18 protein-coding genes and 1 pseudogene are annotated in these 15,956 nt (G+C 71.7%); 8 read left to right on the forward strand and 11 right to left on the reverse strand.

What is annotated here, in order from left to right:
- Positions 1–204 precede the first annotated feature (204 nt).
- The 4 genes from ABZ354_RS12035 to crcB (ABZ354_RS12050) all read right to left on the reverse strand — a co-directional run bounded on the left by ABZ354_RS12035 (position 205) and on the right by crcB (ABZ354_RS12050) (position 2,292).
- Positions 205–885 carry a FadR/GntR family transcriptional regulator gene (locus ABZ354_RS12035; protein WP_358655825.1) on the reverse strand — a complete coding sequence of 227 codons (681 nt, stop codon included), beginning with the start codon at positions 883–885 and terminating at the stop codon, positions 205–207.
- 197 nt (positions 886–1,082) lie between these two features.
- Entirely contained in the window at positions 1,083–1,454 is a 372-nt protein-coding gene (gene crcB, locus ABZ354_RS12040) for a fluoride efflux transporter CrcB (RefSeq protein WP_358655633.1), read from the reverse strand.
- Positions 1,451–1,834, reverse strand: a complete 384-nt coding sequence (locus ABZ354_RS12045) for a DUF190 domain-containing protein (protein ID WP_358655635.1) — start codon at positions 1,832–1,834, stop codon at positions 1,451–1,453. The genes crcB (ABZ354_RS12040) and ABZ354_RS12045 overlap by 4 nt, the downstream gene beginning before the upstream one ends.
- Positions 1,831–2,292 carry a fluoride efflux transporter CrcB gene (crcB, locus tag ABZ354_RS12050; protein ID WP_358655637.1) on the reverse strand — a complete coding sequence of 154 codons (462 nt, stop codon included), beginning with the start codon at positions 2,290–2,292 and terminating at the stop codon, positions 1,831–1,833. Before crcB (ABZ354_RS12050) ends, ABZ354_RS12045 begins: the two co-directional genes overlap by 4 nt.
- A 368-nt stretch (positions 2,293–2,660) precedes the next feature.
- Between crcB (ABZ354_RS12050) and ABZ354_RS12055 the strand changes: the two genes are divergently transcribed.
- Positions 2,661–3,011 (forward strand): VOC family protein, encoded by a 351-nt coding sequence (locus ABZ354_RS12055; protein ID WP_358655639.1) that lies wholly within the window; start codon positions 2,661–2,663, stop codon positions 3,009–3,011.
- Between the two features lie 83 nt (positions 3,012–3,094).
- Positions 3,095–3,493 carry a MarR family transcriptional regulator gene (locus ABZ354_RS12060; protein ID WP_358655641.1) on the forward strand — a complete coding sequence of 133 codons (399 nt, stop codon included), beginning with the start codon at positions 3,095–3,097 and terminating at the stop codon, positions 3,491–3,493.
- A 36-nt stretch (positions 3,494–3,529) separates the two neighbouring features.
- Here the strand turns inward: ABZ354_RS12060 and ABZ354_RS12065 are convergent, their stop codons facing one another.
- From ABZ354_RS12065 to ABZ354_RS12085, 5 genes are all read right to left on the reverse strand, one after another.
- Complete coding sequence (locus ABZ354_RS12065) at positions 3,530–3,931, reverse strand: SseB family protein (RefSeq protein ID WP_358655643.1); 402 nt, start codon at positions 3,929–3,931, stop codon at positions 3,530–3,532.
- Positions 3,932–4,078: 147 nt separating this feature from the next.
- A complete protein-coding gene (locus tag ABZ354_RS12070; RefSeq protein WP_358655827.1) occupies positions 4,079–4,597 on the reverse strand; it encodes an isochorismatase family protein in 519 nt (172 codons plus the stop codon).
- Positions 4,598–4,695: 98 nt separating this feature from the next.
- Entirely contained in the window at positions 4,696–6,201 is a 1,506-nt protein-coding gene (locus ABZ354_RS12075; protein WP_358655645.1) for a cytosine permease, read from the reverse strand.
- A gap of 217 nt (positions 6,202–6,418) precedes the next feature.
- The gene (locus ABZ354_RS12080) at positions 6,419–7,459 is read right to left on the reverse strand and encodes a YihY/virulence factor BrkB family protein (protein ID WP_358655647.1); all 1,041 of its coding nucleotides are present in this window, start codon (positions 7,457–7,459) and stop codon (positions 6,419–6,421) included.
- 143 nt (positions 7,460–7,602) lie between these two features.
- A complete protein-coding gene (locus tag ABZ354_RS12085; RefSeq protein WP_358655829.1) occupies positions 7,603–8,040 on the reverse strand; it encodes a hypothetical protein in 438 nt (145 codons plus the stop codon).
- A 316-nt stretch (positions 8,041–8,356) separates the two neighbouring features.
- Between ABZ354_RS12085 and ABZ354_RS12090 the strand changes: the two genes are divergently transcribed.
- The 6 genes from ABZ354_RS12090 to ABZ354_RS12115 all read left to right on the forward strand — a co-directional run bounded on the left by ABZ354_RS12090 (position 8,357) and on the right by ABZ354_RS12115 (position 14,279).
- A complete protein-coding gene (locus tag ABZ354_RS12090) occupies positions 8,357–9,268 on the forward strand; it encodes a PRC and DUF2382 domain-containing protein (RefSeq protein ID WP_358655649.1) in 912 nt (303 codons plus the stop codon).
- Between the two features lie 451 nt (positions 9,269–9,719).
- On the forward strand, positions 9,720–11,531 hold the full coding sequence (locus ABZ354_RS12095; RefSeq protein ID WP_358655651.1) for an ATP-binding protein: 1,812 nt from the start codon (positions 9,720–9,722) through the stop codon (positions 11,529–11,531).
- A 118-nt stretch (positions 11,532–11,649) separates the two neighbouring features.
- Complete coding sequence (locus ABZ354_RS12100; protein ID WP_358655653.1) at positions 11,650–12,069, forward strand: roadblock/LC7 domain-containing protein; 420 nt, start codon at positions 11,650–11,652, stop codon at positions 12,067–12,069.
- The gene (locus tag ABZ354_RS12105; RefSeq protein WP_358655655.1) at positions 12,066–12,422 is read left to right on the forward strand and encodes a DUF742 domain-containing protein; all 357 of its coding nucleotides are present in this window, start codon (positions 12,066–12,068) and stop codon (positions 12,420–12,422) included. Before ABZ354_RS12100 ends, ABZ354_RS12105 begins: the two co-directional genes overlap by 4 nt.
- On the forward strand, positions 12,403–13,020 hold the full coding sequence (locus ABZ354_RS12110; RefSeq protein WP_358655657.1) for an ATP/GTP-binding protein: 618 nt from the start codon (positions 12,403–12,405) through the stop codon (positions 13,018–13,020). Before ABZ354_RS12105 ends, ABZ354_RS12110 begins: the two co-directional genes overlap by 20 nt.
- Positions 13,017–14,279, forward strand: a complete 1,263-nt coding sequence (locus ABZ354_RS12115) for a cytochrome P450 (RefSeq protein ID WP_358655659.1) — start codon at positions 13,017–13,019, stop codon at positions 14,277–14,279. The genes ABZ354_RS12110 and ABZ354_RS12115 overlap by 4 nt, the downstream gene beginning before the upstream one ends.
- A 409-nt stretch (positions 14,280–14,688) precedes the next feature.
- Here ABZ354_RS12115 and ABZ354_RS12120 read toward each other — a convergent pair.
- Both ABZ354_RS12120 and ABZ354_RS12125 read right to left on the reverse strand, forming a co-directional pair.
- Positions 14,689–14,809: pseudogene (locus ABZ354_RS12120) on the reverse strand (VOC family protein); the annotation flags it as partial.
- A gap of 202 nt (positions 14,810–15,011) precedes the next feature.
- Complete coding sequence (locus ABZ354_RS12125) at positions 15,012–15,863, reverse strand: universal stress protein (RefSeq protein ID WP_358655831.1); 852 nt, start codon at positions 15,861–15,863, stop codon at positions 15,012–15,014.
- Positions 15,864–15,956 lie beyond the last annotated feature (93 nt).

Below are 15,956 nucleotides of genomic sequence, written 5' to 3' on the forward strand. Positions count from 1 at the left end.
CGGGGACGGAGAACGCGGATTCACGCGCCGGTCGTGCCCGCCCTGTCCGGGGCGTGGGTGCCGGCGGGCGTACGGGCGACGGGAGCGGTGAGCTGCGGTTGGCGGGCCGGTCCGCGCGGGCCAGAACGTTTCTCCCGGTGCCCCGGCAGCACCGGCGACTCCCTCGTCCCCTCACCGCACCGCACCGCGCCCGTAAGGCTTGTCTCACGCACGCCTCGGTCCGCCCTCCGCTCCGGTGTCCGCGCGCATGCGGCGGACGATCACGGAGAGGGTGTTCTCGACGCGGTCGATGTGGTGGGCCATCGCCTGCTCGGCGTCGTACGCGCTGCCGTCGGCCAGGGCCTCGACGATCGTCCGGTGCTCGCGGTTGGACTGCTCACGCCGGCCGGCCAGTTCGTCGAGGAAGGCGGACTGGCGGGCCAGCGCGTCGCGGAGTTCCTCGATGACCCGGCGGAACACCGGGTTCTGCGCGGCCTCCGCCACGGTCAGATGGAACAGCGTGTCCATCGCGACCCACGCGGTGGTGTCGGTCTCCCGCTCCATCCGGTCCAGCAGGTGGCGGAGGTGGGCGAGGTCCTCGGTGGTGCGGCGGCGGGCCGCGTACCCGGCGACCGGGATCTCGACGTGCCGGCGCACCTCCAGCAGGTCGCCGGCCGCGTAGTCCCCGAAGGTGGGTTCCTCGACGGCGCCCGCGACGACGAAGGTGCCCTTGCCGGTCCGGGAGGCGGTCAGTCCCATGGTCTGCAGGGCGCGCAGCGCCTCGCGCAGTACGGGACGGGAGACCTCCAGGGTCCGGCACAGCTCCGCCTCGGAGGGGAGCTTGTCGCCGACGGCGTAGTCGCCGCGCTCGATGGCGCCGCGCAGGTGGCCCAGCACCGCTTCCATGGCGCTGACGCGCCGCGGCCCCACGCCACCTGTCTGGCTGTCTGACAGGTTCACAAGGACCGATGCTGCGGGCGCGGGGTGGACGCTGTCAAGATGAGCAGGACCGCCGCGTCGACCGGGGCTGTCCGCATCGTGCGTGGCGAATCGAGGCGGGCGCGCCGGTGGGTCCACCCATCCGTCGACTGCCGGTCGTCACGTCACCACAGTGCCCCGGCCAGCGACGCCCCCGCGAAGGCCGCTCCCAGTCCTGCCGTCACGCTCACGGCGACGTTGGCGGCGGCGTAGCCCAGCGCGCCGTCCTCCGCGAGTCTGAGGGTCTCGTAGGAGAAGGTGGAGTACGTCGTGAGGGCTCCGCACAGCCCGGTGCCGAGGAGCAACTGGAGTGGGGAGTCCACGGCGCCCGCGACTGCCGCGCCGGTCAGGAGGCCGAGTACCAGGCTGCCCACGACGTTCACGGTGAACGTGCCCCAGGGGAAGACCGAGTCGTGCCGGGACTGCACGGCGCGGTCGGTGAGATAGCGGAGCGGGGCGCCGATCATGGCGCCCGTGACGACCAGCAGCCAGTTCACGTCCGGGTTCCCTCCTTCGTACCCCGGTCGTCGTCCGGGCCGGCGGGGCGGGCCGTGTACCGGACGACCTCGCAGTCGTCGATCGTGACGAGGCGTCCCGTGACGAGTTCCTCCAGTTGCGGCAGGAAGGCCCGTACGCGTTCCTCGGTGTCGACGATCACGACGGCCACGGGCAGGTCCTCGCTCAGGGACAGCAGTCGCACGGTGTGGATCAGTGAGGAGGCGCCGAATCCCTCGATGCCGCGGAACACGCTGGCGCCCGCGAGGCCCGCCGCGTGCGCCCGGTGCACGATCTCCGTGTACAGGGGCCGGCGGTGCCAGGTGTCGTTCTCGCCGACGAACACGGTCAGCCGCAGGGCCCGGCCGGTCAGTGCGGTCATGACCGCCTCCGTTCCAGTGCGCGGCGGGACACCGTGACCGCGCACCACACCGCGAGGACCGCCGCGACCGGCGTCGCGGCGAGGTACGCCAGGGCCGTGGTGCCCCGGCCCGTGTCGAGCAGTCGCTGGATGTCGACGGCGTACGTGGAAAAGGTGGTGAAACCGCCGAGTACCCCGGTGCCGAGGAAGGGGCGCACCAGCCGGTGCGGGGCCCGGAGTTCGGTGACGGCCACCATGAGCACGCCGATGAGGGCGCAGCCGGCGATGTTCACGCCCATCGTCGTCCAGGGGAATGCGCCGGCCGGTACGGGCCAGGTGAGGGAGGCGGCGTAACGGACCGTCGCTCCCACTGCGCCGCCGAGGGCCACCACCGCCACGACCGGCGCCTGCTCGCCGCGCGCGCCGTGCCGCGGCGCCCTGGGCCCGAGGCCCGGGCCGCGGGTTTCCGGGACTGTCATGCGCGTACGTCTCCTACTCGCAGGGGCCGGGGCGACGCGCGGGCGTGCCCTCCACAGCAAGCAGGGACCGTTGGCGGCGGCGGTGCCGCGGTCGGGGTACGGCGGGCCCCACCGCCGTGTCGCGACGTTGATCGCGAACGTCAACAGGGTAGCGCCGGACGGTCTGGGCGGTCATCCCGCGGCGGGAGCGTCCATGGTCCGCCGCCCGCGTCCTCGCCGGCGGCCGCACGCGTCGGCACGGATGCCCGCGGGGGCGGGACGGGGTCGCCGACCGGTCAGTTCTCGAGAAGCCGTCCGCCGCTCCCCCGGCCTAACGTGAGAGCACGGCGCGAGCGCGCCGGGCACGTCACCAGGACAGGAGCACACCCATGACGGACGGCCTCAAGACGATCATCTACCCCGTCAAGGACCTCGGCCGCGCGAAGGCGCTCTTCGGCGCCCTCCTCGGGGTCGAGCCGTACGCGGACGAGCCGTACTACGTCGGGTACAGGGCCGCCGGGCAGGACGTGGGCCTCGACCCCAACGGCCACGCGAAGGGCATGACCGGCCCGGTGCCCTACTGGCACGTGTCCGACATCGGGTCGACGCTGGCCGCACTGGTGGAGGCCGGGGCGGAGCCGTTGCAGGACGTCCAGGAGGTGGGCGGCGGCAGGCGGATCGCCTTCGTGCGCGACGCGGACGGCAACCTGATCGGTCTGCTGCAGGACCCTCCGGCCTGATCCGGCCGGGGCACCGCCCACCGCGCGAAGCCGTTGGTAGTTGCACAGGAAACCAACCGCCGGGGCGGTGTTACCGTGCGGGTATGGCAGTGGAGACAGCCGGTGCGCGGCTCGAGGAACGGTGGCGCGGGATCCTGTCGGCGCACGCGCGCACGATGTGCGAGATCGACCGGGTACTGCATCCGCACGGGCTGGGCGCGAGCGACTTCGAGGTGCTCGACATCCTCTCGGCGGAGGCCCCGGCCGAGGGCGCCCAGTGCCGGGTGCAGAACATCGCCGGTCGGGTCCATCTCAGCCAGAGCGCGCTGTCCCGCCTCATCGCCCGTCTGGAGAAGGACGGCCTGGTGGTGCGCACCATGTGCGCGGAGGACCGGCGCGGCGTGTGGGTCGCCCTGACCGCCGAGGGACGCGAGCTGCACACGAAGGTGCTGCCGCTCCAGCGCGCGGCACTGGAGCGCACGCTGGGCGACGCGACGAGCTGACCCGCGGGCGGGCGACGGGCGGACGGCCCGGCCCGCTCAGGGGCGGGCCAGCAGGGTGCGTACGCCTTCCGACGTGAGGGTGAGCCGGTGCGCCGAACTGCCGTCGATGGTGAGCGACAGGTCGTCGGCGGGCCACTGGGCGGCGAGCGCGCCGAGTGGCACGAGACGGTAGCGGGAGACGAACGGCAGCAGCCCGGCCATCTCCAGTTCCGAGGTGAACACCGGCACCACCGAATCGCCGCCCGGCTCCTCCAGCACGGGCAGCGCCAGCGCGCCGGGGTCGGCGGCGTCCGCGTCACTCGCGTCGTCCGGCACGGGCACGAGTACGTCGCTGTCCGCGAGGGTGTCGAGCGCTCCGGTGTTCTCCGTGTCCAGGGCTAGCGCGTCCAGGGCCCGCTGTGCGGGCGTGGTGTTGTTGTCGTTCGCGGGTATGTCCATGGCTGGTCCCCAGGTAGCAGCGGTCGTGCGGCACCGCCCGGTGGCGTGACCACCCCGGGCCCGGTCGTGCCTCGCGTACCCGAACACGCCGCGCGCAATCCTCTGCGGAACGGCCCCTTCCGCAACTGGCGGTGCGCAACCGGGGGATCAGTCCTGCGTTCCGAGCAGCGCGGCGACGGTCGTGACGCGGATCAGCGGCCGGTACAGGTCCATGACGTGCAGCGCCTTGGCGTGGGAGTCGTCGTCGGCGCCCGCGCAGGCGTCGGCCACGACCAGCACCTCGACTCCGGCGTCGGCGGCGGCGAGCGCGGTCGACAGCACGCAGCAGTCGGTGCTCACTCCGGCCAGGACCAGGCGCCCCCCGGGGCCGGTCAGGCCGGCGAGTTCGGGGGTCCATTTGCCGAAGGTGGGCGCGTCCAGGACGTGCCGCGCGCGATCGGCGAAGTCGTCCGTCAGTCGCCACCGCGCGGCGTCCGCCGGCCCGCGGGCGAACGGCCACCGGTCGTAGTAGGCCCGCCACACGCCGACGGGTTCGTCGGGCGGCACGAACCGCGTGAACGTGACCCGGTCCCCGAAGCCCGCCAGCAGCCGCCGTACGCCCGCCGCCGCCTCGCCGTAGCGCGGGGCCGCCCACGGGCTGCCGGCGTCGGCGAAGACACGCTGCATGTCGATGACGGCGAGCCGCCCGGCAGGACTGTTCGCCGGTCGGCCGAACTGCCCGGCGCCGGCGCTCACCGGGCCGTCGGCCGACCCGGCCGACCCGCTCATACGACCGTCAGCCCCGGGTCGGCCGCCCCGGCCGGGGCACCCGACTCCTGCCGGCGGACCCGGCCGCGGCTCAAGAGCAGCGTGCCCAGGAAGCCGGTGGCGAGGGCGGCCAGGACGCCGAGGTTGGCGTAGGCCCAGTCGCCGGAGGTGCCGCCCAGGCCGAACGGGCCGAGCAGGTAGCCCTGCCAGGTCAGCCAGCTCGCGGCGGCGTTGGTGACCAGGCCCCAGCCCAGCGCGGTGGCGGCGACGGTGAGCAGCAGCGGGGTGAGCGGCACGTCGCCGTAGCGGCCCCGTGGGTCGTAGAGGTCGGCCTCGGCGTAGTCGCGGCGGCGTAGGGCGAGGTCGGCGAGCACGACGCCGCACCAGGCGGCGATGGGCACACCGAGCGTGGTGAGGAAGCCGGTGAACGGGCCGAGGAAGTCGTCGGCGACGAAGACGATGTAGACGGCGCCCGCGATCATCAGGACGCCGTCGGCCAGCGCGGCGACCGGGCGGGGCACGCGCAGGCCCGCGGACAGCAGGGCGAGCCCGGACGAGTAGATGTCGAGGACCGCGCCGCCGACCAGGCCCAGGACGGCGACCACCGCGAACGGCACCAGGAACCAGGTGGGCAGCAGCGTCGTCAGCGCGCCGATCGGGTCGGCGGCGACCGCCTCGCCGAGGGCGCCGGAGGAACCGGCCAGCAGCAGTCCGAACACCAGCAGGAGCAGCGGGGCCAGGGATGCGCCGAACGTGGTCCAGCCGGCCACGCCCGCGCTCGAGGACGTGCGCGGCAGGTAACGGGAGTAGTCGGCGGCGGCGTTGACCCAGCCCAGGCCGAAGCCCGTCATCATGAACACCAGCGCGCCGATGAACTGCTGCGCGGATCCGGCGGGCAGGGCGTCGACGGTGCTCCAGTGGATGTCGTCGGCGACGAGCCCGATGTACACGACGGTGAGGACGCCGGTGACCACGGTGATCACGGTCTGCAGCCGCATGATCAGGTCGAAGCCCATCACGCCGACGATCACGGTGAGCGCGCCGACCAGGACGAGGGCGGCCACCTTGGTGCCGGTGCCGCCGCCCCAGCCGAGCCGTCCGAAGACGGTCGCGGTGGCCATGGTGGCGAGGGCGCACAGCACCGTCTCCCAGCCGACGGTGAGCATCCAGGAGATCACCGAGGGCAGGCGGTTGCCGCGCACCCCGTAGGCGGCGCGGCCGAGCACCATCGTGGGCGCGGAGCCGCGCTTGCCGGCGACGGCGACGAGGCCGCACAGCAGGAACGAGAAGACGATGCCGATCACGCCGGCGGCGAGGGCCTGCCGGAAGGAGATGCCGAAACCGAGCGCGAAGGAGCCGTAACTCAGGCCCAGGACGGACACGTTCGCCCCGAACCAGGGCCAGAAGAGGGTGCGCGGGGTGCCCTTGCGTTCGGCGTCGCCGATGACGTCGAGGCCGTGCGTCTCCACTTGGAGTTGCCGCCCTCTGCCGTGAGGGACCGGTATGCCGTCGCTGTCCGTCATGTCCACCTGCCTGTCGGGACGGGAGAGGCGCACGTGGCCCCCGCGCCTGGCGTGCCAGGCGTGCCGTCTGTGACTACCTCATTACCCCGCGGCGGGTGGCGTGATCCCTTGCCGGGCGAGGAGACCGGCGGGCCCGCGGACAGGTGGGCGCGGCGTCCGGACCGTCACCCGGCCGGCGCGGGCGACGGCCGGCCCTCCCCGGCGGCGGGCGGACGGTTCACGGTCCGTCCATGCGCCGCCGGTCGTCCTCGTCCCACGCACGCGTGTCGCGCGGCTGCGCGTACGGTTCGCGCTCCGGCGGGTGGCCCCCGGCGACGGCCCGCTGCCGTGCGGTCTCCGCGTCGAACTCCAGGCCCAGCAGGATGGCCAGGTTGCTGATCCACAGCCAGACCAGGAAGACGATCACGCCGGCCATCGTCCCGTACGTCTTGTTGTACGAGGCGAAGTTGGCGACGTAGAACGCGAACGCGGCGGAGGCCAGCAGCCAGATCAGCAGGGCCAGGAAGCTGCCCGGCGTGATCCACCGGAAGCCGCGCACCTTGGCGTTGGGCGTCGCCCAGTACAGGATCGCGATCATGACGGTAACGAGGATCACCAGGACGGGCCACTTGGCGATCGACCAGACCGTCAGCGGCGTGTCCCCGATCCCGAGCGTGGTGCCCACCTGGCGTGCCAGGGAGCCGGTGAAGACGACGATCAGCGCGCTGAGGACGGCGAGGACCATCAGGACGACGGTGACGGCGACCCGCACCGGCAGGACCTTCCACACCGGGCGGCCCTCCGGCACGTCGTACACCGCGTTGGCCGTGCGGATGAACGCGGCGACGTAGCCGGACGCCGACCAGACCGCCAGCACCAGACCGACGATCGCCACGATCGAGCCGGTGCCGCTGCCGCCCTGGAGCTGCTCGACGGCCCGGGTGATGATGTCGCGTGCCGCGCCGGGGGCGAGCTTGTTGATGTTCTCGAGCACCTTGTCGGTGGCGGACCTGCCGATGATGCCGAGCAGTGACACGAGCACGAGCAGCGCGGGGAACAGCGACAGCACGCTGTAGTAGGTGAGGGCTGCCGCGCGATCCGTGAGCTCGTCGTCCTTGAATTCGCGCAGGCTACCCCGGAGCACCGCTTTCCAGGAGTCTTTCGGCAGGTCGGCGGGGGTGTCGGGCGCCGCGCGTTCCACCTGGTCGTCCGGGCCGTGACGCGGCTCGGCCTCGTGGTGGGTGCGTTGTCGGTGTCCTGGTTTCGGAAGTCGGCTCATGGGTGCCGAGTGACCACCCGGCCACGTCCCACTCGCACCGGCGGCGGTTCGTACCGGACCGTCACGGGGCGCGCAGAGCCGGACCCGGCGTGCTGTTCCCAGCCTGCCGGGTCCGGTCGCGGTGCCGCTGAGCCGTCGCCGGGTCAGCAGCCGCCGCAGTTGTAGTACAGGACGTCCCAGTGGTTGCCCTCGTCGGCGTAGATGTTGCCCGAGCCGGCCTTGTACATCGGGGCGCCGTCGCCACGCACACCGGCGTAGGCGAAGTTGCCCTTGATGTAGTTGGTGAGGCAGGTGCTCTTGCTGAAGTCGAGCTTGTAGCCGTTCCAGTGCGAGTACGTGCCGGAGGCGTGACCGGTCTCGGTGCCGCCGGTGATGTTCAGCGCGCAGCCGCTGGCCCGCTTCAGGGTCTGGGCACCCTGGGCGGTGGCCAGGTTGAGCTGGTCGAAGGACGTACACGTCGAGTTGTTGCGGTTGGAACAGCCTCCGGAGGACGACCAGGTGATGCCGACGCTCGAGAACATCGAGGTCGCCGTGGAGTGGCTGATCTTGGTGACCGCGAACGCGTCGCCGGCGGTCCCCATCACCACGGCACCGGGGGCGGCGACGAGGGCGAGGGTGGTGACGAGCGAACGGATCCTCGCGCGCTTCCGGGTCTTCGGAGCGGGTGAGGCCTCGAGGGCCGTCAGAGGCTTCTGAGCCTTCATGCGGAACCTTCCTGCGAAGAACCAGTTTCCTGTGGGGTGGGGTGGCTGTGCAGGTGGTGCTTGGCCGTGCAGGGAGATGGTGCCTGACTCTACGCGCGTCCACCAGAGGACAAAATGGGACATGTTTTGGGCGTTTCGCCCCGTTTAGTCAGGTGCACCCGGGACCTGTCGGACATGGAAGGAGCGACGATCCATGATCACCAGAGAACAGATCCCCTCGGTGCTCGATCACCCGGTGTACGACGCCGACGGCAACAAGATCGGGGAAGCGAAGCACGTGTTCCTCGACGATGCGACCGGCCGTCCCGAGTGGGTGACGGTGAAGACGGGCATGTTCGGGGCGAGCGAGTCGTTCGTCCCGATCCGGGAGGCAGCCCTCGTGCAGGACCATCTCGAGGTGCCCTACCCGAAGAACAAGATCAAGGATGCCCCGCACGTGGACGTCGAGGGGGGTGGTCACCTGTCCGAGGACGAGGAGCACCGCCTGTACGACTACTACGGCATCGACTGGGACCATGCGTGGCAGCAGGCCAACCAGCCGGGCGAGGGCGGCTGGGCCCGCTCCGGCGGCGACACCGGCACCGGCATGACGGGCGCGGCGGGGGCTGCCGGTGCGGCGGGAGCCGCGGGCACGGCCGGTGCCCGTACCGGGGCCGACACCGGCACGACCGGCCGTACGGACACCGGCGCGGGAGAGCGCGCCGGAATGCGCGAGGACAACGCCATGACGCGCTCGGAGGAGCGCATGAAGGTCGGCGTCGAACGCCACGAGACCGGCCACGCCCGGCTGCGGAAGTACGTGGTCACCGAGGAGGTCGAGCAGACCGTTCCGCTGCGTCACGAGGAAGTCCGCGTCGAGCGCGAACCGGTCACGGAGGCCAACCGCGACGCCGCGCTGTCCGGCGAACCCATCTCCGAGGCCGAGTACGAAGTCACGCTGCACGAGGAGCGACCGGTCGTCGAGACCGAGGTGGTCCCGATGGAGCGGGTGCGCATGACCACCCATGAACGGGTCGAACAGGAAACCGTTCACGGGAGGATCCGCAAGGAGCGGATCGACAGCGAGATCGACGAGGACGAAGGAGGCGAACGGCGTAAGAAGTGATACAGGCAACAGTCATCAAAGGATTCCGGGTCGCACACGCGACCCGGAATCGCATGAAAGTACGCAGCCACTTCCTCAAGAAAGCCTGGCAGTTGACCGGAAAGCGCTCACCCCAACGAGCGCCCGACCCCACGAAGAAACATCGACGATCCGCGAGCTGACCGACGACACCGGCGCCTCGTCCCTGGTCAGCGCTATTTTCACGGGCCCGGCATGACGACTCAATCCACTATCACAATCAACGTGGAGCGGCAGCGACTTCGGGACGGATTCGCCAGTCGGTGTGACGGTCTCCTCGGTCAGAACTCGGTACTCAGCAGGATGACTAGCATGAGCGCATACGGGCCCGGAAGACCGCTGTCGCTCTTTTGCCGGTGGTCCCCCGGACCGTTCGGCCGCCCATGCGCCGGCCGACCGTTTCTCCTGCTCTCAAGGACCGAGGAACCGCGGAATGTCAGTGCCTGCACCACCCAGTCAGCGCCGGCCGGCGAAGGCCCCCAAGCCCTCTCCGGCCGTCCCCCTGACCGTGCTGGTGGTGAGTGCCGCGGCCGCGGGGGCAGTTGCTCTTGCCGCACCCGCCGACGCCAGGCCGTGGGCTCCGGCCGCGGCCCTGGGTGGCTGGCTGTGCCTCGCCCTCACCATCGCGGTCACCACCGTGCTGATCCGGCGCGCCCGCCGGTCGGCGACACGGCAGTTCACCGAGGCCGGCCAGTTCCGGTCCCGCTCCGCGCAACTGTCGGCGGAGACCGCGCACCTGGTGAACGTGACCCTGCCCGCCGTCGTCAAGCGGCTGCGGGACGGGACGAGCGCGGGTGAGGCCCTCACGTCCGTGACGCCGCCGTCCGACCCGCAACTGCGCCAGATCGTGCACGCCTTCGCCGCCGCCCTCGACGAGTCCGTGCAGCACGCGGCGGCCCTGGACGCCGAACGCCGTCAGGCCCGCGAGGAGCTGAACGAGGCCGCGGCGGAGCTGGAGCGGCTCACCCACGACGTCCTGCCCGCCGGGGTGGCCAAGCTCCGCGACGGCCAGTCCGCCGACAGCGTGCTCGCGGAGCTGGACTGGCCGCGTCTCCCGCTGCTGCGCGTACCCGCCGAATCGTTCGTTCGCGAAGTCGCCGTCAGCGAGCGGCGCGCGGCAGCCGCACAGGCCGCCTCCGCGAAGGCGCTCAGCCGCGTGCAGGCAAAAGCCGTCAGCATGCTCGCCGACCTGCGGGACATGCAGGACCGGCACGGCGAGGAAGTCTTCGGCGACCTGCTCAGGCTGGACCACAGCACCTCGCAGCTGGGCCTCATGGCGGACCGTCTGGCGCTGCTCATGGGCGGCCGTTCCAGCCGTGCCTGGAACAAGCCGATCGTGATGGAGAGCATCCTGCGCGGCGCGGTCGGCCGGATCGCCGCCTACCAGCGGGTGCGACTGCACTGCCCGACCAGCGCCGCGATCTCCGGATTCGCCGCGGAAGGGCTGATGCACCTGCTCGCCGAGCTGATGGACAACGCCGCCAACTTCTCGCCGCCGATCGACGAGGTCCACGTGTACGTGGAGGAGCGCAGTGCCGGAGTCGTCATCACCATCGAGGACAGCGGCCTGAAGATGCCCGCCGCGGCCATGCGGCGTGCCGAGCAGGCGGTGTCCGGCCGCTTGACCGACCTCGCCTCGCTGCAGGGCACGCGGCTCGGGCTGGCGGTGGTCGGACGGCTGGCGGTCAAGTACGGCATCAGCGTCAACTACCGCCCGTCGTCGCGAGGCGGCACCGGCGTCGTCGTCCTCGTACCGCCGCAGTTGCTCGCCCAGCAGCGCGAGCCCGCCCCCGAGCACACGCCGCGCCGTCCCGCTGTCGCGGCGCCCGCGCCGGGACCCGCGCACGCCGAGCCCACCCTCCCCGAGTCCCCGCCCGCCGTACCCCCGGTGCCCGCGCCCCCCGCGCCCCGGCCCGCGGCGCGTCCGGATACCGGGGAACCCGCCGCGCCCCGGGTGGCGCTGCCCGAGCAGGGCGGGGCGCACCGCCGCCCGCGCGGCTCCACGCCGAACGGCCTGCCGGTCCGTACGCCGGGCCGCACCATGGCCGAGGCGGATCGCGTGCGCGAGCAGCGCCGGGACACCGGCCCCGGGCCCGCGCAGGACGGCACGGACGAGGGTCCCGCCCCGGCCCGCGACGCGGGCTCCCGCTTCGGCGCCTTCCACCGCGCGCGCCGGTCGGGCGGTGGCCCGGCAGGTACGGACCCCCGGCCCGAGGCCGGTCCCGAGTCGCCGACAGCGCCGTAGACGCAGGCCACACCCGTGAGGCGCCGAGGTTCTGGCGCCACTTCCCCGCTTGAGCACGTGAGATTGGAGGAACGGGCCGGTGACCGGTCATTCGGACGCCACCGTCCCATCACCCACTATGCAGACCACCGACAACAGCCTCACCTGGCTTCTGCAGAGCCTCCTGGAGCGCACCCCCGGCACGCGCCACGCCCTGGTCCTGTCGCGGGACGGTCTGAAGCTGTGCTGGACCGAACACCTGACGCTCGACCAGGCCGACCAGCTGGCGGCCATCTGCTCCGGCATCCAGGCCCTCGCGCAGGGCGCGTCCATGGAGTTCGGCGACGGGACCGGAGGCGTGCGCCATTCGATGACCGAGTTCCACGGCGGCCTGCTGTTCATCGTGGAGGCCGGACAGGGCGCCCATCTGGCGGTCCTCGCCGAGGAGAACGCCGACCCCGGTGTCGTCGGCCACCAGATGACCGCGATGGTCGACCAGATCGGCGAACACCTGCGGGCCGCGCCCCGGCAGCCCGTACCGGGGAGTGCCGGCTCGTGACACGCAGGCCCGTGGACACCGGTGATCCCGACCGGCTCTACACGGTCACGGGCGGACGCAGCCGCGCCGACGACGCGTTCGACCTGGTCACCCTCGTCGTCAGTGAGTGCGAGCCCACCGCCGGGATGCAGTCGGAGCACGCCCGGATCCTCGAGCTGTGCCGGCACCCGGCGGCCGTGGTGGAGATCGCCGCCGAGCTGAGACTGCCGATCACGGTGGTGCGCATCCTGCTCGGCGACCTGCTCGCCACGGGCCGAATCACCGCCCGCCACCCGCGCGCGGCGCAGTCCGTCGCCTCGCTCCCCGATACCGCCCTTCTCAAGGAGGTGCTCCATGGGCTCCGCAACCTCTGAGCTGCCCTCCCACCGCACACCCCTGGACGACGCCGCAGAGACCGGCCTGAAGATCGTCGTCGTGGGCGGTTTCGGAGTCGGCAAGACGACACTGGTCCGCTCGGTCAGCGAGATCCGTCCGCTGAACACCGAGGAGGTGATGACGCAGGCCGGCGTAGGCGTGGACGAGACGAACGGGGTGGCCGGGAAGACGACCACCACGGTCGCGTTCGACTTCGGGCGGATCAGCCTCAACGAGCGCATGGTGCTGTACTTGTTCGGCGCGCCGGGGCAGGAGCGCTTCTGGTTCCTGTGGGACCGGCTGTTCTCCGGCACACTGGGCGCGGTCGTCCTCGTCGACACGCGCCGGATGAACGACTCCTGGTACGCGATAGACCGGCTGGAGCACCACCGGACGCCGTTCGTGGTGGCCGTGAACCGCTTCGACAACGACGCCACCAGGTACTCCCTGGACGAGATCCGCCAGGCGCTCGCGCTGCCCGAGCACATCCCGCTGATCGACTGCGACGCGCGGGTCAGGCAGTCCGGCAAGGACGTGCTGATCACCCTCGTGGACCATCTCTACGAACTGGCCATGGCCCAGGAGACGACACCGTGACCGACACCGGAACCCCTCCCGCCGACGCTGCTCCGCCGGGCTGCCCCGCCCACGCGGGCGCGGTACGCCTGGCCGGTCTGGAGTACCAGCAGACGCCGTCACAGCTGTACCGGGCGCTGCGCCGGGAGCACGGCGCGGTCGCGCCGGTGCTGCTCGACAACGACATCCCCGCCTGGCTGGTCCTCGGCTATTCCGAGGTGGGCTATGTGACCAGCCACGACGAGCTGTTCGCGCGGGACTCCCGGCGCTGGAACCAGTGGCCGAACATCCCCCCGGACTGGCCGCTGCTGCCGTACGTCGGATACCAGCCGTCGGTGCTGTTCACCGAGGGCGAGGAGCACCAGCGGCGGGCGGGGGTGATCACCGAGGCGCTGGAGGGCGTGGACCAGTTCGAGCTGGCGCGGGACTGCCGGCGCATCGCCGACGAGCTCATCGCGTCCTTCTCGGGCAGCGGCCGGGCGGAGCTGATGAGCGCGTACGCGCACGCGGTGCCGATGCGGGCCGCGGTCCAGATGTGCGGGATGCCGCACTCCGGCACGGACACCCAGCACCTCGTGGACGACCTGCGCATGACCTTGGACGCGGCGGAGGGCGACGACCCGGTGGCCGCGTACGGGAGGGTGGGTTCACGGCTGACGCAACTGGTGAAGGACAAGCGGGAGCGGCCGGGTCCGGACGTCACCTCGCGGATGCTGTCGCATCCGGCGGGGCTGACCGACGAGGAGATCGTGCAGGACCTCGTCTCGATCATCGCGGCAGCCCAGCAGCCGACGGCGAACTGGATCTGCAACACGCTGCGGCTGCTGCTGACGGACGAGCGGTTCGCGCTGAACGTGTCGGGCGGACGGCTGAGCGTGGGCGAGGCGCTGAACGAGGTGCTGTGGCTGGACACGCCGACGCAGAACTTCATCGGCCGCTGGGCCGCGCGCGACACGCAGCTCGGCGGGCGGCAGATCCGGGCCGGTGACTGTCTGGTGCTGGGCCTGGCCGCGGCCAACACGGACCCGCAGATCTGGCCGGAGGCGCACGTCGGCGCGGAGAACTCCGCACATCTGTCGTTCAGCAACGGCGAGCACCGCTGTCCGTATCCGGCGCCGCTGCTGGCCGACGTCATCGCGCGTACGGCCGTGGAGACGCTGCTGGAGCGGCTGCCGGACCTGGTGCTGGTGGTGGACCCGGCGGAGCTGACCTGGCGTCCGTCGATCTGGATGCGCGGGCTGACGGCGCTGCCGGTGGAGTTCACGCCCGTGGCGCAGTGAGCGCGGGGAGGGCGGGGAGGGCGGGCGGGCCCCGGCATCCGGTGCCGGGGCCCGCGTCCACCGCGGTCCGGCCGGACCGTGCCGGGTCTGGCGGTGCCGGGACGGACGGTGCCAGGCGGTGCCGGACCAGACCGTGCAGTGCAGTGCGCTGCAGTGAGCCTCCGTCAACCTGAAACCGCAGGTCGAAGGGCTGGCGTGACGGTACTTCGGAGTGCTGGCGCTGGTCGAGGGCAACAGTCTGCGGAATAGGTCATCCGGCAGAGCGGCCAGCTCGCCGGTCTTCCCTGCTTGCCGTGGCCGGGTGCCTTCCACGTTCTGGTCTGCTCGGGAGGCATTCGGCATGGGCTGGCCCGGGCGGCTCCAACCGCCTGGCTGTCCGGCGCGCTGAACGAGGACGAAGCCATGAGGATCAGCGCAGTTGCTCGGCCAGTCCGCCTATGAGGCCATTCGGGGCCACGGAGGCAGCAGATCAGATAACTGTTCTCGTACCGAGCGATCTCGCCGACGAGTTCGGCGCCGTGAGGGCGCAGGCCGGTGGCTCTGTTCACGGGAGGCACTCGTGAACAACGCCAAGGCGGGCAACGGCGTCTTCGAGGGCACTCCGAGTCGCTGATCCGCGATCACGCTCATGCGCAGACGGATCTCCTGTCGGCAGTCCTGACGCAACGGACAGCCGGCTTCCCACGGATTCGATCGGGAATGGCCCTCACTCGGACGATTGCCGCCCTGGTTTCACTCGACGTCGCTAGCTTCTGGCCTTCGTGGGGGCCAAGGGGCACCTACGAGGGCGATCGGGCAGGGCGAGTGGCGCAGGGCGGCGTGGTGGGTGGGTCTGAGTCCGCGGTGGATCATGCCGTGCCGGTGTCGGACTCCGAGAACGAGGAGGTCGGCGTGTTGCGCGGCTTGGGGCAAGGCATGGTGCGCAGGGCCGTCGATGACTTGTCGGTGTACGACGACGCCGCTTTCGCGGGCTGCCCGGTCCGGGACTGCCGCGCTGAGGAGAGCGTGGGCTCCGGGTGAGCTGCCGAGGCCGGGTGGGTCTTGCCGCGTTTCCTGCCTGCTGCGGGCGTGAACCGCGACCAGGTCGCAGCCGCGGGCCTGTGCTTCGTGGAGGGCGAAGGCGACTTGGGCGTCTCCGGCTTGGGTTCCTTCTGCGACACCGAGGATGACCTGCCGGGTTCCTGAGGGGCGCCCTGGGGCGGAGTCGCCTACGACCACGATGGGGCACCACGCGCGTTCTGCCACACCAGACACGGTGGAGCCGGTGGACAGATGCCGCATGAGGGCACTGTGTCCACGACGGCCGACAACCAGCGCGAAGGAATCTCCTGCCGCGTGGCGCAGGACGTCGATGGGTTCCCCGGGCAGCACTTCGGCGTGGACCCTGACCTCGGGGCGGCGTTGGCGGGCGCGGGCTTCGGCGTCGGTGATGATCTCTTGCAGTGCGGCGGCTTCAGTGGCGCCTTCAGGAAAGTCTTCCGTAAGGGTGGCGCCTTCGAAGCGTTCCCATACGGACGCATGCACGATGCGCAGGGGCCGGCCGTGCCGGGCGGCCTCGTCTGCGGCCCAGTCGAGCGCCCTCATTCCTGAGGGGGAGCCGTCCACGCCCACCGTCACTGGTTTGTCCACCGGCCACGCTCCCCTTTCGTCACCAGTGAAACGAACGGTCTGCGGTGC

It is taken from the genome of Streptomyces sp. NPDC005925, assembly GCF_040638805.1.
GTDB lineage: Bacteria > Actinomycetota > Actinomycetes > Streptomycetales > Streptomycetaceae > Streptomyces.

What these genes read in the sequence shown, in the direction of transcription:
- ABZ354_RS12035 (WP_358655825.1), bottom strand. Translation starts at nt 885, where the DNA reads ATGGAAGCGGTGCTGGGCCACCTGCGCGGCGCCATCGAGCGCGGCGAC.
- ABZ354_RS12045 (WP_358655635.1), bottom strand. Translation starts at nt 1,834, where the DNA reads ATGACCGCACTGACCGGCCGGGCCCTGCGGCTGACCGTGTTCGTCGGC.
- crcB (WP_358655637.1), bottom strand. Translation starts at nt 2,292, where the DNA reads ATGACAGTCCCGGAAACCCGCGGCCCGGGCCTCGGGCCCAGGGCGCCG.
- ABZ354_RS12055 (WP_358655639.1), top strand. Translation starts at nt 2,661, where the DNA reads ATGACGGACGGCCTCAAGACGATCATCTACCCCGTCAAGGACCTCGGC.
- ABZ354_RS12060 (WP_358655641.1), top strand. Translation starts at nt 3,095, where the DNA reads ATGGCAGTGGAGACAGCCGGTGCGCGGCTCGAGGAACGGTGGCGCGGG.
- ABZ354_RS12065 (WP_358655643.1), bottom strand. Translation starts at nt 3,931, where the DNA reads ATGGACATACCCGCGAACGACAACAACACCACGCCCGCACAGCGGGCC.
- ABZ354_RS12070 (WP_358655827.1), bottom strand. Translation starts at nt 4,597, where the DNA reads ATGCAGCGTGTCTTCGCCGACGCCGGCAGCCCGTGGGCGGCCCCGCGC.
- ABZ354_RS12075 (WP_358655645.1), bottom strand. Translation starts at nt 6,201, where the DNA reads ATGACGGACAGCGACGGCATACCGGTCCCTCACGGCAGAGGGCGGCAA.
- ABZ354_RS12080 (WP_358655647.1), bottom strand. Translation starts at nt 7,459, where the DNA reads ATGAGCCGACTTCCGAAACCAGGACACCGACAACGCACCCACCACGAG.
- ABZ354_RS12085 (WP_358655829.1), bottom strand. Translation starts at nt 8,040, where the DNA reads ATGGGGACCGCCGGCGACGCGTTCGCGGTCACCAAGATCAGCCACTCC.
- ABZ354_RS12090 (WP_358655649.1), top strand. Translation starts at nt 8,357, where the DNA reads ATGATCACCAGAGAACAGATCCCCTCGGTGCTCGATCACCCGGTGTAC.
- ABZ354_RS12095 (WP_358655651.1), top strand. Translation starts at nt 9,720, where the DNA reads ATGTCAGTGCCTGCACCACCCAGTCAGCGCCGGCCGGCGAAGGCCCCC.
- ABZ354_RS12100 (WP_358655653.1), top strand. Translation starts at nt 11,650, where the DNA reads ATGCAGACCACCGACAACAGCCTCACCTGGCTTCTGCAGAGCCTCCTG.
- ABZ354_RS12110 (WP_358655657.1), top strand. Translation starts at nt 12,403, where the DNA reads ATGGGCTCCGCAACCTCTGAGCTGCCCTCCCACCGCACACCCCTGGAC.
- ABZ354_RS12125 (WP_358655831.1), bottom strand. Translation starts at nt 15,863, where the DNA reads ATGAGGGCGCTCGACTGGGCCGCAGACGAGGCCGCCCGGCACGGCCGG.